Origin of the sequence: Pararhizobium antarcticum (assembly GCF_001885585.1) — a bacterium.
Taxonomy (GTDB): Bacteria; Pseudomonadota; Alphaproteobacteria; order Rhizobiales; family Rhizobiaceae; genus Pararhizobium; species Pararhizobium antarcticum.
In genome coordinates this window covers 257442-270961 of the sequence record NZ_LSRP01000001.1, presented here as the reverse complement: position 1 = coordinate 270961, position 13520 = coordinate 257442, and the positions used below count along the sequence as shown (strand labels likewise).

Annotated in this window: 12 protein-coding genes; 5 read left to right on the top strand and 7 right to left on the bottom strand. The window is 61.4% G+C overall.

Annotated features, from left to right (window positions below):
• Positions 1-26: 26 nt before the first annotated feature.
• Genes atzD through AX760_RS01155 form a run of 6 tightly spaced genes read right to left on the bottom strand, consistent with a single transcriptional unit; the run spans position 27 to position 6043 of the window.
• Positions 27-1082 carry a cyanuric acid amidohydrolase gene (gene atzD / locus AX760_RS01180; RefSeq protein ID WP_071830992.1) on the bottom strand — a complete coding sequence of 352 codons (1056 nt, stop codon included), beginning with the start codon at positions 1080-1082 and terminating at the stop codon, positions 27-29.
• A complete protein-coding gene (biuH, locus tag AX760_RS01175; RefSeq protein WP_071830991.1) occupies positions 1082-1783 on the bottom strand; it encodes a biuret amidohydrolase in 702 nt (233 codons plus the stop codon). The genes atzD and biuH overlap by 1 nt, the downstream gene beginning before the upstream one ends.
• An 11-nt stretch (positions 1784-1794) precedes the next feature.
• A complete protein-coding gene (locus AX760_RS01170) occupies positions 1795-2811 on the bottom strand; it encodes a formamidase (protein ID WP_071830990.1) in 1017 nt (338 codons plus the stop codon).
• 9 nt (positions 2812-2820) lie between these two features.
• Positions 2821-3747 (bottom strand): ABC transporter permease, encoded by a 927-nt coding sequence (locus tag AX760_RS01165; RefSeq protein ID WP_071830989.1) that lies wholly within the window; start codon positions 3745-3747, stop codon positions 2821-2823.
• Positions 3747-4895 carry an ABC transporter permease gene (locus AX760_RS01160; protein ID WP_071830988.1) on the bottom strand — a complete coding sequence of 383 codons (1149 nt, stop codon included), beginning with the start codon at positions 4893-4895 and terminating at the stop codon, positions 3747-3749. The genes AX760_RS01165 and AX760_RS01160 overlap by 1 nt, the downstream gene beginning before the upstream one ends.
• Positions 4896-4912: 17 nt before the next feature.
• A complete protein-coding gene (locus tag AX760_RS01155; protein WP_071831041.1) occupies positions 4913-6043 on the bottom strand; it encodes a BMP family ABC transporter substrate-binding protein in 1131 nt (376 codons plus the stop codon).
• Between the two features lie 266 nt (positions 6044-6309).
• Here AX760_RS01155 and AX760_RS01150 point away from each other — a divergent pair, with 266 nt between their 5' ends.
• The 5 genes from AX760_RS01150 (at position 6310) to AX760_RS01130 (ending at position 11392) form a co-directional block, all read left to right on the top strand.
• Entirely contained in the window at positions 6310-7032 is a 723-nt protein-coding gene (locus AX760_RS01150) for a GntR family transcriptional regulator (protein ID WP_071830987.1), read from the top strand.
• Positions 7033-7355: 323 nt separating this feature from the next.
• On the top strand, positions 7356-7676 hold the full coding sequence (locus AX760_RS01145) for a PepSY domain-containing protein (RefSeq protein ID WP_071830986.1): 321 nt from the start codon (positions 7356-7358) through the stop codon (positions 7674-7676).
• A 45-nt stretch (positions 7677-7721) separates the two neighbouring features.
• Entirely contained in the window at positions 7722-8327 is a 606-nt protein-coding gene (locus AX760_RS01140; RefSeq protein WP_071830985.1) for a general stress protein, read from the top strand.
• Between the two features lie 537 nt (positions 8328-8864).
• Positions 8865-10748 carry a methyl-accepting chemotaxis protein gene (locus tag AX760_RS01135; RefSeq protein WP_425348799.1) on the top strand — a complete coding sequence of 628 codons (1884 nt, stop codon included), beginning with the start codon at positions 8865-8867 and terminating at the stop codon, positions 10746-10748.
• A 62-nt stretch (positions 10749-10810) separates the two neighbouring features.
• Positions 10811-11392: a PDC sensor domain-containing protein gene (locus AX760_RS01130; RefSeq protein ID WP_071830983.1), complete on the top strand. Its 582-nt coding sequence runs from the start codon at positions 10811-10813 to the stop codon at positions 11390-11392.
• Between the two features lie 111 nt (positions 11393-11503).
• On the opposite strand, the gene AX760_RS01125 is transcribed toward AX760_RS01130, so the two are convergent.
• Positions 11504-13510 carry an aldo/keto reductase gene (locus tag AX760_RS01125; RefSeq protein ID WP_071830982.1) on the bottom strand — a complete coding sequence of 669 codons (2007 nt, stop codon included), beginning with the start codon at positions 13508-13510 and terminating at the stop codon, positions 11504-11506.
• Between the last annotated feature and the right edge of the window lie 10 nt (positions 13511-13520).

Here is a 13520-nt window from a genome sequence, read left to right as displayed (position 1 = left end):
CGGGGCGCGGCTCGTGTTCAGCGTGTTCATGCGGTCGCCTTTTCGACGATGATGGCGACGGGGCCGCCACCGGGTGGGCCCTGATGTTCGGCGCCGCCGGAGACATAGAGGTCGGTCATGCCGAACAGACCGGAAAGCACACCGCCGACAAAGGCGCGCGCGTGGCGCGTCGCGGCAATATCGGAATCGTCGAGCATGGTGTGGCGCCTGCCGCGAACAGCGCCAGACGGATCCGGTTCGGCCTTGGCCAGGACGGCGGCAAGCTTTCCCGGTGGCAGACGTTCATAGGCGGCTCGAACGGAGGCCGTGTCGATCGCGTCCTGCATGACGGCATGGTCGATTAAGAGCGGCCCGGACCACGCGTCGCTCATGCCCAGCACGATGATTTCGTGATCGACAAGCTCGACGCCGGCTGATGTCGAGGCACGCCCGGAAAACAGATCGAGGCGATTGCAGATATCGGTGTCGTCTATCCCGTCGAGATCGAGTTCGCCGAGTGCCACGGCGACGCCCAGCGCCGATGCACCGCGCGAAAATCCCATGGATTTCAAGGTCTCGCGGGTGACAGTTGTTTCGCCGCGCGCATAGGTTTCCGTCACCCGCGCCAGCGTCAGCAGCGGACATTTGATCTGGACGAAATGCACGTCGCCCGGCTCGACGATCCCCGCATCCGCCATGGCCTTGCGGACGCCGTCGGCCACCAGTTTGATCTGTGCGCGACGTCCGAGATTTTCAGGCAACATGTCCGGTGTCCGCGATACGCCGATGGCCAAGGCCCGTGCCGGGGCGGCTTCCACCTTTGCGCGGCAGAAGACGGTCCAGTGCGGCGACAGCGCGCCCTCCGTGCCGCCTGACATGACGATGGAAACGCCGGTTGCGCCATGCCGGGCAAACAGGGCTTCGAATGCGCTTGTCGCGTATCCGCGCGTAAAATCATTGACGCAACCATTGCCCTCCGTCTTGCCGAGCACGGCGACGACGGTCTTTGGGTCGAGGCCGCCGGCAAACAGCGCCTCGACGCCGGAGACGTCGGCCGGGCCGCTGGCCGCAACGCGGTAGAGGGCAGCGCTTGGCGAAGGCATCAGGGCAGGGCCTCGATCAGCGATACGGAGTCCGAGATGGCGCCGAACACGCCCCCTTGCATCTTTACCATCTTGATGGCGGCCAGATGATTGCCGTAGTCGGTGGCGCCGCAGCAATCCTCCAGCATGACACATTCAAAGCCGCGGTCATTGGCCTCGCGCATGGTGGTCGAGACGCAGACATCGGTGGTGATGCCGGTGAGGATGATGTTTTCGATGCGCTTCTGGTTGAGAATGAGTTCGAGATCCGTGGCGCAGAACGAGCCCTTGCCGGGCTTGTCGATGATGACCTCGCCCGCGATCGGATAGAGTTCGGAAATGATGTCCCAGCCCGGCTCGCCGCGGGTGAGGATGCGGCCGCAGGGGCCCGCATCGCCGATGCCGGCGCCGATGCGTTGCGAGCGCCAGCGCTTGTTGGCGGGAAGGTCGGCAAGGTCGGGGCGATGGCCTTCACGCGTGTGGATGATGTGGTAGCCCTTGGCACGCATGGCCGAAAGCACCGCCTTGATGGGTTCGATCGGTGCCTGCACCAGGGACAGGTCGTAGCCCATGTGGTCGACATAGCCGCCTTTCCCACAGAAGTCCGTCTGCATGTCGATTATGATCAGGGCGGTATTATCGGGCCGCAGCGCGCCGTTATAGGGCCACGGATAGGGGTCTGCCTTGATAAAGTGCTGCGTGCCTTTTGCCATAGCATCCATCGTGTGAACTCCTATTCGCCCGCCAGTTTGAAAGTTTTGCCATAGGTGCGGACAGGTTTTTCGAAGCCGCAGGACGTGCCGTCGGTCACCTTGACCTCGGCTTCCCAGGGCAGACGGTACTGTCCGGCCACCAGATCGTGCATGTAGCTATAGGGCGCATCGCCGGCGCCGCCGGCAACCGCGACATAACCGCGATGGCCAAACTGGTAGATGTTGTTTTCGACGCCCCAGCCGAGGCGTGCCTCGCGCACCAGATCGGGCCGAACCTCGGCGGTGATGATCTCGTTGACGCGGCCGGATGTGCCATGCGCGATGATCGCGCCATCGAAATTGCAGATCATGCCTTCGCCCATCGAATCGAAGGTTCCGTCCGAGCCGCACATGCAGACATTGGCGGTGACCATGAGATTGCAAAACGCGTTCGACTGGTTGGTGAATTTCCAGCTGTCGCGGATCGGGGCCGTGTAGCCGGCCGTGCGGATCATGATTTCGGCACCCTTGTAGGCGCATTCCCGGGCCATTTCCGGGAACATGCCATCATGGCAGATGATCAGCGCCAGCTTGGCGCCTTTCGGGCCGTCGATCACGGGAATGCCAAGATTGCCCGGCTCCCATGGCTCCACCGGCACCCAGGGGTGCATCTTGCGATAATAGAGTTTCAGATCGCCCTGATCGTCAATGATCAGGCCGGAATTGTAGGGCATGCCATCGGGATTGAACTCCATGATGGAAAAACAGCCCCAGATGGAATTGTCCCTGCAGGCCTTTTTGAAGGCTGCGACCTCGGGGCCGTCTAGACGGCACATGATCTCCGGATTGATGTCCATCGACAGGCCGTGCAAGGCGTATTCCGGGAAGACCACGAGATCCATGGTGCCCTGATTGCGGCGGGCCTTGGCCACCATCGCGACGATGACCTCCGTCTGTCGCGCCAGGTCGTCCCGCGTCACGACCGTGGGAAGCTGCAATTGCACGAGCCCGATGCCGACGCCGTGTTCGGATTTGTTCAGTCCACCTAGACCGTTCATGCCAGTCTCCTATTTGGTAATCGAAAGCGCGCCGGGTGCACCCGCAAGCGAGCGCGTCGGCGAAGAGGTTGCCACAAGGATGGCGAGAGTGAGCACATAAGGGGCCGCGTAGAAGAGATAGTATCCCTGCGTGACACCGACCGACTGAAGCGCCGGGCCGAGCGCGCCGGCGCCGCCGAAGAGAAGCGCAGCAAGGAAACAGCCGATCGGGTTCCAGCGGGCGAAGATCACCAGCGCCACGGCCATCAGTCCCTGTCCCGATGAAATGCCCTCGTTCCAGGATCCGGGATAATAGAGCGACAGATAGGCGCCGCCGACCGCGGCGAACGATCCACCGGCGGCCGTTGCCAGCAAGCGCACCGTATCCGGGTTGAGGCCCATGGCGCGGGCGGCGTCAGAACTGTCGCCGACGACGCGCAGGATCAACCCGACCCGCGTATTCCTGAAAGCCCACCAGAGGGCGACCGCCAGAAGCGCGCCAATGACGAACAGGACATTGATGTTGAGGGCCGATTGGATCTGTGGCAGATCCGACCAGCCGCCCAGCGGAATGGATGGCAGGCGCGGCGCGACCGGCTGGATGAAGGATTTCCCGAGGAAGAAGGCTAGGCCCAGACCGAACTGCATCATGGCAATGCCGATGGCGATGTCATTGACCTTGGGGAACTTGCAGATCCAGCCGTGGATCAGGCCGAAGACGGCACCGGCGGCCATGGCGGCAAGGACCCCGAGCCAGGGCGAACCGGTCATCACGGCGACCGCATAGGCGGTCATCGCACCGAACACCAGCGTGCCTTCAAGGCCGAGATTGATGCGCCCGGAGCGTTCGGTCATCGATTCCCCGAGGCTGACGAAGATGAAGGGGGTGGAGACGCGGATGGCGCCCGCGAGGATGGCCAGGGGAACGCCCCAGAGGCCGATGCCAGTGTCTTCCATCAGACTGTTCCTCCTTTAAGCGCAGGCGTTTTCCAGAGGTCGGGATTGAAGATCTTGAACCGGCCGTAGAGGGTTTCGCAAAGCAGGATGACCACGAAGAGCGTTCCCTGAAGGACGAGCACGGTGGCATCCGGAAGCCCCATGCGCCGCTGGATCAGGCCACCCGAAGCGTCGATGCCGCCCAGCAGGATCGCAACCGGAATGACCGCCAGCGGATTGTGGCGGGCAAGGAAGGCGACGAGGATGCCGGTATAGCCGTAGCCGGCGGCGAGCGAGGCATTGGCGCTGCCCTGAACCGCTGCAACCTCGATCATGCCGGCCAGACCGGCGAAACTTCCGGCAAGGGCCGTGAAGCCGACGATCAGCCGCCCGACCGGCAGGCCCTGGATCTGGGCGGCGCGGACATTGCCGCCGGCGATGCGCGCCGCAAATCCGAAGCTCGTTGCCTCGATCAGGATCCACGAGAGGATGCAGGCGAGAATGCCGATCACCAGACCCCAGTTGACGTCCATGCCGGGAATGTTGCCGAGCAGGTATTCCGGCGGAAGCGGTGCCGTTGAGGGCTTGTTGAGGGAGGCCGGGTCGCGCAGCGGGCCTTCGATGACATGGTTCATCAGGGCAATCGCGATATAGGCCAATAGCAGCGAGGCGATGGTTTCATTGACGCCGCGATAGTGGCGCAGAAGGCCGGCCATGCCGATCCAGATCCCGCCCATGAGCATGCCGGCGATCGCCATGACCGGAAGAACGATGATGGGTGAGACGGAACCGGTCAAGGGCAGCGCGGCCGCTGCCGCCGCGACGCCACCCAGCACGACAGCCCCTTCTCCACCGATGATGACGAGGCCTAGCCGGGCAGGCAGAGCGACGCAGAGCGCGGTGAGCAGCAGGGGCGCGGCCCGGCTCAGGCTGTTCTGGATGGAAAACCAGCTGCCGAAGCCGCCGGTGTACATCAGCTTGAAGAGCTCGATCGGCGATTTGCCGACCACTGCGATGAAGATGGAAAAGAGCGCCAGGCCGGCAAGGATCGCCCCCAGCGAGATCGCCACCGGCTCGGCCCGCCGGGCGATCCATTCCAGGATCGGCCGGACATTGCCGTTGCTTGCGGATAACTGAGACAGGCTGGGTGTGTTTGCCTCGATCGTCATGGCGCTCTTCCTTTGGTTCAGGATGTCGAGCCGATCACGCCTTCGACGAGATAGGCCATGCTTTCCAGCTCGATCGCATCTTCCGCAAGTGTCTGTCCGGCCATGACGACATCGCCGCCCTTGTTGTCCTTGATCGGCCCCTTGTAGACCGCGAAGTTGCCCGTCATCATTTCGGCGTGGGTCGCCTCGAACTTCGTGCGGGCTTCGTCGGAAACGCCCGGTCCCAGCGGGCTCATCTTGACGAAGCCATCCTTAAGGCCGCCGCGAACGAAGTTGCCGAGCGGCGTGCCGGCCTGCGCCTCGGTGACGAATTTCGTGTAGACATTGCCCCATGCCCATTCCGCGCCGGTCAGGTATTTTTCCGGGGCAAGCGGGCTCTGGTTGGCGTGGTAGCCGCAGACGAAGGCACCGCGGCCGGCCGCCGTTTCGACGACGACCTTCGGGCTGTCGACATGGCAGGTGATGACATCGGCACCCTGGTCGATCAGCGCGTTGGTGGCTTCGGCTTCCTTGACGGCGAGCGACCATTCGCCGGTGAAGATCACCTGGCAGGTGATCGTTGGATCGACGGAGCGGGCGCCGAGCAGGAAGGAGTTGATGTTCTGCAGGACCTGCGGGATCGGCTTGGCGGCAACGAAGCCGATCTTCTTGCTCTTGGAAGCGTAACCGGCAGTGATCCCGTTGAGAAACTGGCCCTGGCCGATATAGCCGAAATAGGAGCCGGTGTTCACAGGGTTCTTGCCCTCCTGCCAGAGACCACCGCAATGGCGGAACTGCATGTCGGGATATTTTTCGGCGATGGCCAGCATGTGGGGGTCGAAATAGCCGAAGGAGGTCGGGAAGATGAGACCTGCGCCATCAAGGTTGATCATCGATTCCATCGTCTTCTGGACATCGACGGTCTCAGGCACGTTTTCCTCCTCGACAACGGTCACGCCGGACATGGCCTTGATGACCGCAGCACCTTCGGCATGGGCCTGGTTGTAGCCATAATCATCCTTGGGGCCGACATAGATGAAGCCGACAGTCAGGGCCGTCTGTGCCGCAGCGGGTGTCGTAATGAGAGAAGGGGCGAGACCGAAGGCTGCCGCACCGGCGGCCGTCGTCTGCAGGAAGCTGCGGCGATTCATGGGAAGGAATTTGGTCATGGCGGGCTCCTGGCGGCGCATTGCCGGGTTCAAAAGGGTCACAGTAAACTGTATGCAATGACCGTGCCATTTCTTAAAATGTTGTTTTTAAACGGTATATTTTCCCAGAAAATTTAGGGCGCGTAAACTGTATGCAATTTTTCTGCGCTTTGATCCTTTTTTAAGCATAGGTGAGCCCAAGATGGCTGCGAAAGCGATGCGGCCGCCGACCAGATTCGCAGGCATTTCCTGCGTCATTGACAAGCCAGAGCCTGCGCGGCATCTGTATGCAGTATGGGTTCAAGCAGATTCGATCCGTGAAAAGCGCCAGGAAAAAAGAAATCATCCGCTCCGGAACGACTGTCGAACAGATGGTGCGGGCGATCGCCGATCTGATCATCACCGGTGCCATGCGCCCCGGTGAGCGCCTGGACGAGATTTCCATGGCCAATCGTTTCGACGTGTCCCGCACCCCGGTGCGCGAGGCGCTTGGCCAGCTCTGCGCCATCGGTCTGGTCGAGCGCGAACCCAACAAGAGCGCCGTCGTGACCAATGTGACGCAGCGTCACCTCGCCTCGATGTTCGAGGCCATGGCCGAACTCGAGGGGATCTGCGCACGCCTCTCGGCGGAGCGCATGACGGTGGATGAGCGCCGGATGCTGGAGGCGGAACACATGGCGTCTGAGCGGCTGGTCAACGAGGGCGCAGAAGACGATTATGCGGCTCACAACACTGAATTCCACACGCGTCTCTATCGCGGCGCGCACAATGATCATATTTTTGAACTGGTGACCCAGACCCGCGCTCGTCTGGCGCCGTTTCGCCGCGCCCAGTTTCGGCTTCCCGGCCGTCTTTTGCGCTCCTACGAGGAACATCAAGCCATCGTAGCGGCGATCCTGCAGGCGGATGCGGCCAATGCAAGCCGCGCGGCCTATGCGCATGTCGCCACCGTGAGCGATGCCAGTGTCGTATTTGCCCGCGACGTGGAACCAGTCTCTGGAATCGATTGACGCCAGGCGCCATAGGTTTGGCTGAAACCCTGTCTCTCTCTTCCCGCGGCCGTAGATCTGGAGATACCCCTTACCCTTACGGCGAGACCCCTTTGACTGGCAGCACGGGCAATCGCGCGCCGTTGATGAGGGAGGCGGGCCGGGCCTTGTCTGGCATCATCCATGATGGCCCGAGCGCATCGCGCAACACTATTGTTGAATGAATTCTAATGTACGGACTTCATTGTTTTTTCCATTTCATCTTGCTTTTTTCAGCGGAACTTTTTTCGGCATGATGGGTTTTCTGGCCGAGGATCGCTGACCGATCCAGCAAGGAGAATTCGATGAAAAAGATACTTATCGCAACGGCGATTATTGCCCTGTCGACAGCGTCGGCTTTTGCCCAGACAGCGACACCGACTGCCAATCCTGAGGGTGATACGCCCGCTGTGGCCACGCCGTCGGAACAGAACGCGACCGCACCTGTCGAAGGCGCGAACAGCTTCACCGAGGCCCAGGCAACCGACCGTATCACGGAAGCTGGCTATACCGATGTGATGGAGCTCAAGCTCGACGACCAGGGCCTGTGGCAGGCCAAGGCCAACAAGGACGGCAAGCCGGTTCTTGTCTCGCTCGATTACCAGGGCAACATCGTCGCCAAGTAATCGCGGTACTCGCGACCGAATAACAAAACAATCAGGAGAAACACCATGACAAAGACCGTTACAGGACTTTTCGACCATTATTCCGACGCAACCGCTGCTGTCGATGATCTCAAGGCAATGGGTATTTCAGACGGCGATATCAGCGTTGTTTCCAACAATTCGGATGGCCGCTATTCGGATGACAACGACGCAGCTGAGGGCGCTGGCGCGGGTGCCGGCATCGGCGCCGCTGTGGGTGGCGCTGGCGGTCTTCTGACCGGTCTCGGCATCATGGCCATTCCAGGCGTTGGTCCGGTAGTCGCAGCCGGTTGGCTTGCAGCCACTGCAGCCGGTGCCGTAGCCGGTGCCGTCGTTGGCGGCGCGGCCGGTGGACTGATCGGTGCGTTGACGGATTCCGGCGTCGATGAAGACGATGCTCATGTCTATGCGGAAGGTGTTCGTCGCGGCGGCACGCTCGTGACTGCCAAGGTCGACGAACCTCTGGTATCCGAGGCCGAAGCCATCCTGAAGCGTTCCAACTGGGTGGATCTTCCGACCCGACGGTCCGAATATCAGGGCCAGGGCTGGACCCGCTTTGATGAAAACTCCGAGCCCTATGCACAGACGGAAATCGACGCCGATCGTGCGCGCTACGCCGGCCGACGTTCCTAACAGGCCATCGGTTTCCCATCTCTGCTTTTTCAGGGTCGTCCATGTGGCGGCCCTGATGCCATTGTCGAAAGCCAATGGCACTGTTTCCGCTTCAAGAGCGTCCGCGGGATGATCGACCTGCCTGGCGCCGGGTGGACGTTTTTGCATCGGGTGGCGCGCCATCACAATTCCGACCCCTATTTGATGAAAGCATAGGCAACTGATCATTCGGAGTTGCCTAAACCCGGCCTGTTTTGCGCAATATCGTTCGGCCCGAAGCGTGCCGACGACGGGTAAAAAAAACGGCCGCGCAACATCCAATCTATTCGTCTTCCCTAATAAAATATGATCCGCCCGTTTTTTTTAACAATTATGAAACACTAATTTTCAATACTTCTGCGAGCACCACGCCAGAGAGCGTGAGGATCATGATGATCCAGGTTCTGCGTCAGGACCTTCCCGCCGTGCCGATGTTTCCGAAATCTCCAAGGGTGGCCCTTCTGCGCGAAAGAGGCTGAACCCTTGTGCCGGCAATACCGGCGGCGAGGAAATTTCATGCTGTTTGGTTTGTTTACGCGTCTCTCCCTCACGGCCAAGATCGCGACCATTATCGTGATGGCCAATCTCATCGGTCTCGGCGTTACGTCGTATTTTTCCTGGACGTCCGAAACGGCAGCAGCGCTCGAAACAGCCTATGTCAACTGGCAGCGCAACACGCGGCAGATCGGTGAAATCGCCGAAGGCGGCGTCAAGTGGAAAAAGGCACCTGCCATTCGCGAAGCCTATTCCCTGTACCGCGCCTCGCCCATCGAAGGCATGGTGCATTTCGAAGCTGTCACCGGCAAGGGTGAAACAGCTGACAGCTGGACGTCAGACGGCGCTGACGCCGCTGTTTTGAAGGCTTCGGCTACTGAGACGATCAAGGCTGTCGGTGACGAGCCTGTCTGGAACAAAACCGGCGACGGCTTCGTGACGCTGGCTTTGCCGCTTGGCAAGGACAAGAGCGGCCAACGCATCGGCTATATCGCGACCGTCTGGTCGACCGAACTCATCTACGCCGAAAGCAACATGAAATCTCTGGCCTTTGCCGGCAAGCAGGCCTTGGTCATTGCCCTCGTCATCGGTGTTTTCCTGCTTGCCATGCGGCGCAATGTCGGCAGGCCCCTGGCCAAGCTGACCAACCGTATCGACGCCTTTCAAAAGGGTGACCTGGATAGCCCGGTGGCATTTCTGGAAAAGCGCGACGAAATCGGCGTGATCGCCCGGGCGCTCGACGCTTCGCTGAAGGAAGCGAGCGCCAAGCTTCTGCAGGAAAGGTCCGCCGCCATCCAGCGCGACGAGCTGGATGCCGAGCGTGTCCGCTTTTCCGAACAGGTCGGCGAGGCTGCCCGCAACCAGGCCGACGTCGTCGCCCGCATCGGCCATGCGCTGGAGCAACTCGCCGAAGGCGATTTCTCCCTGCGGCTTCCCGATCTCGGTCCCGATTTTGAAAAACTGCGCAACGACTTCCACAAGATGATCGACGCCGTATCCGAAACCGTCCGCGAAATCGGCGGTGCCACCGCAGCAGTGGATTCCGGCACGTCCGAACTTGCCCGTGCTGCCGACGACCTGGCCAAGCGGACCGAGACGCAGGCGACCTCGCTGGGCGAGACAGCCAATGCGCTCGATGACATCACCAACACCGTCCGTTCGTCTTCGACCCGCGCGGAAGAGGCCGGCCGCATGGTCGCCGAGGCCAAGACCGGCGCCCACAATTCCGCCGTCGTGGTGCGCGAAGCCATCGGCGCGATGAACAAGATCCAGGGGTCTTCCAACCAGATCGGCCAGATCATCGGGGTGATCGACGAAATCGCCTTCCAGACCAATCTTCTGGCGCTGAATGCCGGCGTCGAGGCAGCCCGTGCCGGCGATGCCGGAAGGGGATTTGCGGTCGTTGCCCAGGAAGTGCGCGAACTGGCGCAAAGGTCAGCCAATGCGGCAAAGGAAATCAAGAACCTGATTTCCGCCTCCAGTGCGGAAGTGGCGGCCGGTGTGTCGCTTGTCAATCGCACCGGGGACGCGCTGGGCCTCATCGAGGATCAGATCAGCCGCATCAACGACAGCATTGCCTCTATCGTGCAGGCCTCGCGCGACCAGGCGACCGGCCTGCTCGAAGTCAACAGTTCAATCGGTCGCATGGACCAGGTCACCCAGCAGAACGCCGCCATGGTCGAGGAAACCAACGCGGCCTGCCACGATCTCAGCAATCAGAGCCGTCTTCTGAAGCGCGCCGTCAGCAACTTGCGTATCGATGCCGGTGCAGAACAGCGTCCCGTCCAGCGTGCTCCGGCTGCGCCTACGCGCGTAGACCCCAGACCCAGCCCTGCGCGGCAGCCTGCACATCGCAGCTCCGGCGCCAATGCCCTCGCCTCTTCCCCCGATACATGGGAGGAATTCTGAAACTCGGGCAACGCCCCGATCGGGTCGTAAAAGAACACTCAATCTCAAAAAAGGAAACATCCATGACAAGCAAGAAAATTGCAGTTCTCGTCGCCTCCGCAGCGATCTTCCTTTCCGCCGGCATCGCCTCCGCTGAAGAAGCCTATGTCGCACCGGTCAAGGACTATCTGGAGACCAATGTGAAGACATGGATCAATGATCCCGTCATCATCGAAGCAATCAAGGCGCAGAACGCGGCAAATGCCGCCCTGACCCAGGCTGACGTCGATGCGCTCGACCAGAAGTGGCGTGCCGAAGTTGAAGGTTCTGACCGCGCCATGATCGATGGCGTTCTTGCGAACGCGGTCTCGGCCCTTCTGAAGGCCAAGCAGGAAGCGTCCGACGGTACCATCACCGAAGTCTTCGTGATGGATGCAAAGGGCCTCAATGTCGGCCAGAACGACGTGACGTCAGACTATTGGCAGGGCGACGAGGACAAGTTCCAGAAGTCCTTTGGCGCCGGTGCCGGTGCTGTCTTCGTCGATGAAGCCGAAAAGGATGAATCGACACAGATTCTGCAGTCGCAGGCAAGCATGACGATCGTTGATGAAGCGGGTGCGCCGATCGGCGCCGTTACCATCGGCATCAATCTCGATTCGCTCTGATCTGACGACTGCCCTGAAATCCAACGCCGTCAGCCCTCGCTGGCGGCGCTTTCCATTTGCTCCCCTGCACGCGACGGGCACCTTGCCTCTGGATGCTCCCGGTCGCTGGTATTAACCCTCCAGCCCCCTGATGTCGTCCGGGGTCAACCGGATATCGAGTGCCGAAAGGCTGTCCTCGAGTTCGGCGACCGTCCGCGGGCCAATGAGCGGGATCACCGGAAAGGGCTGGGCAAGGACATAGGCGAGCGCGATGTGGATCGGTTTGCGGCCGGTGCGGCCTGCAAGCTCGATCGCGCGGTCGCGACGTTTGAAATTCCGGTCGCTGTACCAGCAACGGACCAGTTCTTCGTCCTCCGTCTTGTCACGGCCGGCGCGGTCGGTGAAAAAGCCGCGGCCCTGGCTCGACCAGGCGAAGTTCGGCATTTGTCGCTCGGTCAGCCATTTTTTCCATTCGTCGTTTGATGCTGAAACACATCCGGCCCAGATCGGGTCCAGCATTTCGGCCAGCGAAAAATTGTTCGAGAGGGCAGCCGGTGGTGTCTTGCCGTGCGCCGTTGCGTAGGCGGTTGCCGCCTCGAGCCGCTCGCGCGTCCAGTTGGAGCCTCCGAAAATGCCTCGTATGCGCCCTGTGCGAACCTCGGCATCCATGGCATCGACGAACTCGCCGACGGGCACATCCGGGTTGTCCCGGTGCATGAAGTAGACGTCGACATGGTCGGTTTTCAACCGCTCCAGCGACTGGGTCAGTTGTTTGCCGATCCGGTCCGGATAGACAAGCGGCGAATGCGCGCCCTTGCCGATCACCACAACGTCCTCGCGCGGAACCCTGCGGCTTGTCAGCCACTCGCCGAAGATCGCCTCGGTGATGCCGCTGTTGTAGATCCAGGCGGTGTCGAAGACATTGCCGCCGGCCTCGTAGAAGGCGTCGAGGGTCAGGGATGCGGCAGCGACATTGGGGAAGAACTCAAAGCCGAGTGCCACGACCGAGGCCGGCTTCGCAATGCCCGGAATGAACCGGCGCGGGACGCTTTTGCCCGCCTTGACGGTTTCGCCGCGGATGTTGAACGGGCGCTGGGCTGCTTTCTCGATCCCGTATTCGAGGCCTATCGAGGCGCGCCACTGGTCGAGCACCTTGAGATTGCTGATCGAATCGGCCCAACTCATGCCGGGTGCGGTAAATTCCTGACGCCCGGCGCGAATGGCATCGCCGGCAGCATCCACCTCGAAGGAGTAAAGCCAGCGATCCTCGGCAACCGCGACCGTGTCGCGGCTTCCATCCTTGCGGATGATTTCGATCTTTCCCGTGCCGCCCTGGTGACCAGATGCAAACCAGAAATCCGCAACCTCGATGCGGCCCTCCGATCCGATAATGCGCAGGACGTTGTCCTGTCGCGCCAGGATCGAGCAGGAGACCTCTGCGACGATGCCGGTTTCAAACTGGAGGATGGCGGAGGCCCACTCGTCGACACCGGTTTCGCCGAGATGCCCGGCACCTGACACTTTCACCGGCTCCAGAAACGGTTTGCCCTGCGTTGCACCGGCAATCAGCCGCGCCATGGAGACCGGATAACCACCGACATCGAGAATCCCGCCGCCGGCGAGGCCGTTGGAAAACAGACGATGTTCCGGCCGGACCGTGCCCATGTCGAAACCGAAGCTCGACTTGATCAGCCGGACGGTTCCGATCGTGCCGCTCTCGACCAGATCAACGATCTTCGCGGTCTGCGGATGCAGGCGGTACATGAAGGCTTCACCGGCAAAGACGCCGGCCTTGCGGGCCTCGTTGTAGATCGTCTCCGCCTCATAGGCTGACAGCGCGATGGGCTTTTCGACCAGGACATGCTTGCCCGACCGGATCGCCTTGATCGCCCATTCGGCGTGGGAGGTGTGGGGCGTGGCAATGTAGATGGCGTCGATCGCGGGATCTGCGAGCAGAGCATCGTATCCCGCAACGATACGGGCGCCGGGAAAGCCCTCGGCCAGCCCGGGTTTTGACGGATTGCGGCTGGCAATGGCGACAAGAGTTCCCGTTTGGGAATGGGCGATGCCGGCTGCAAAGGTGCGGGCGATGCTGCCGGGGCCGATGATGCCCCAGCGAATGGTCTGCGTCTCGGTCATTGCGGTCTCC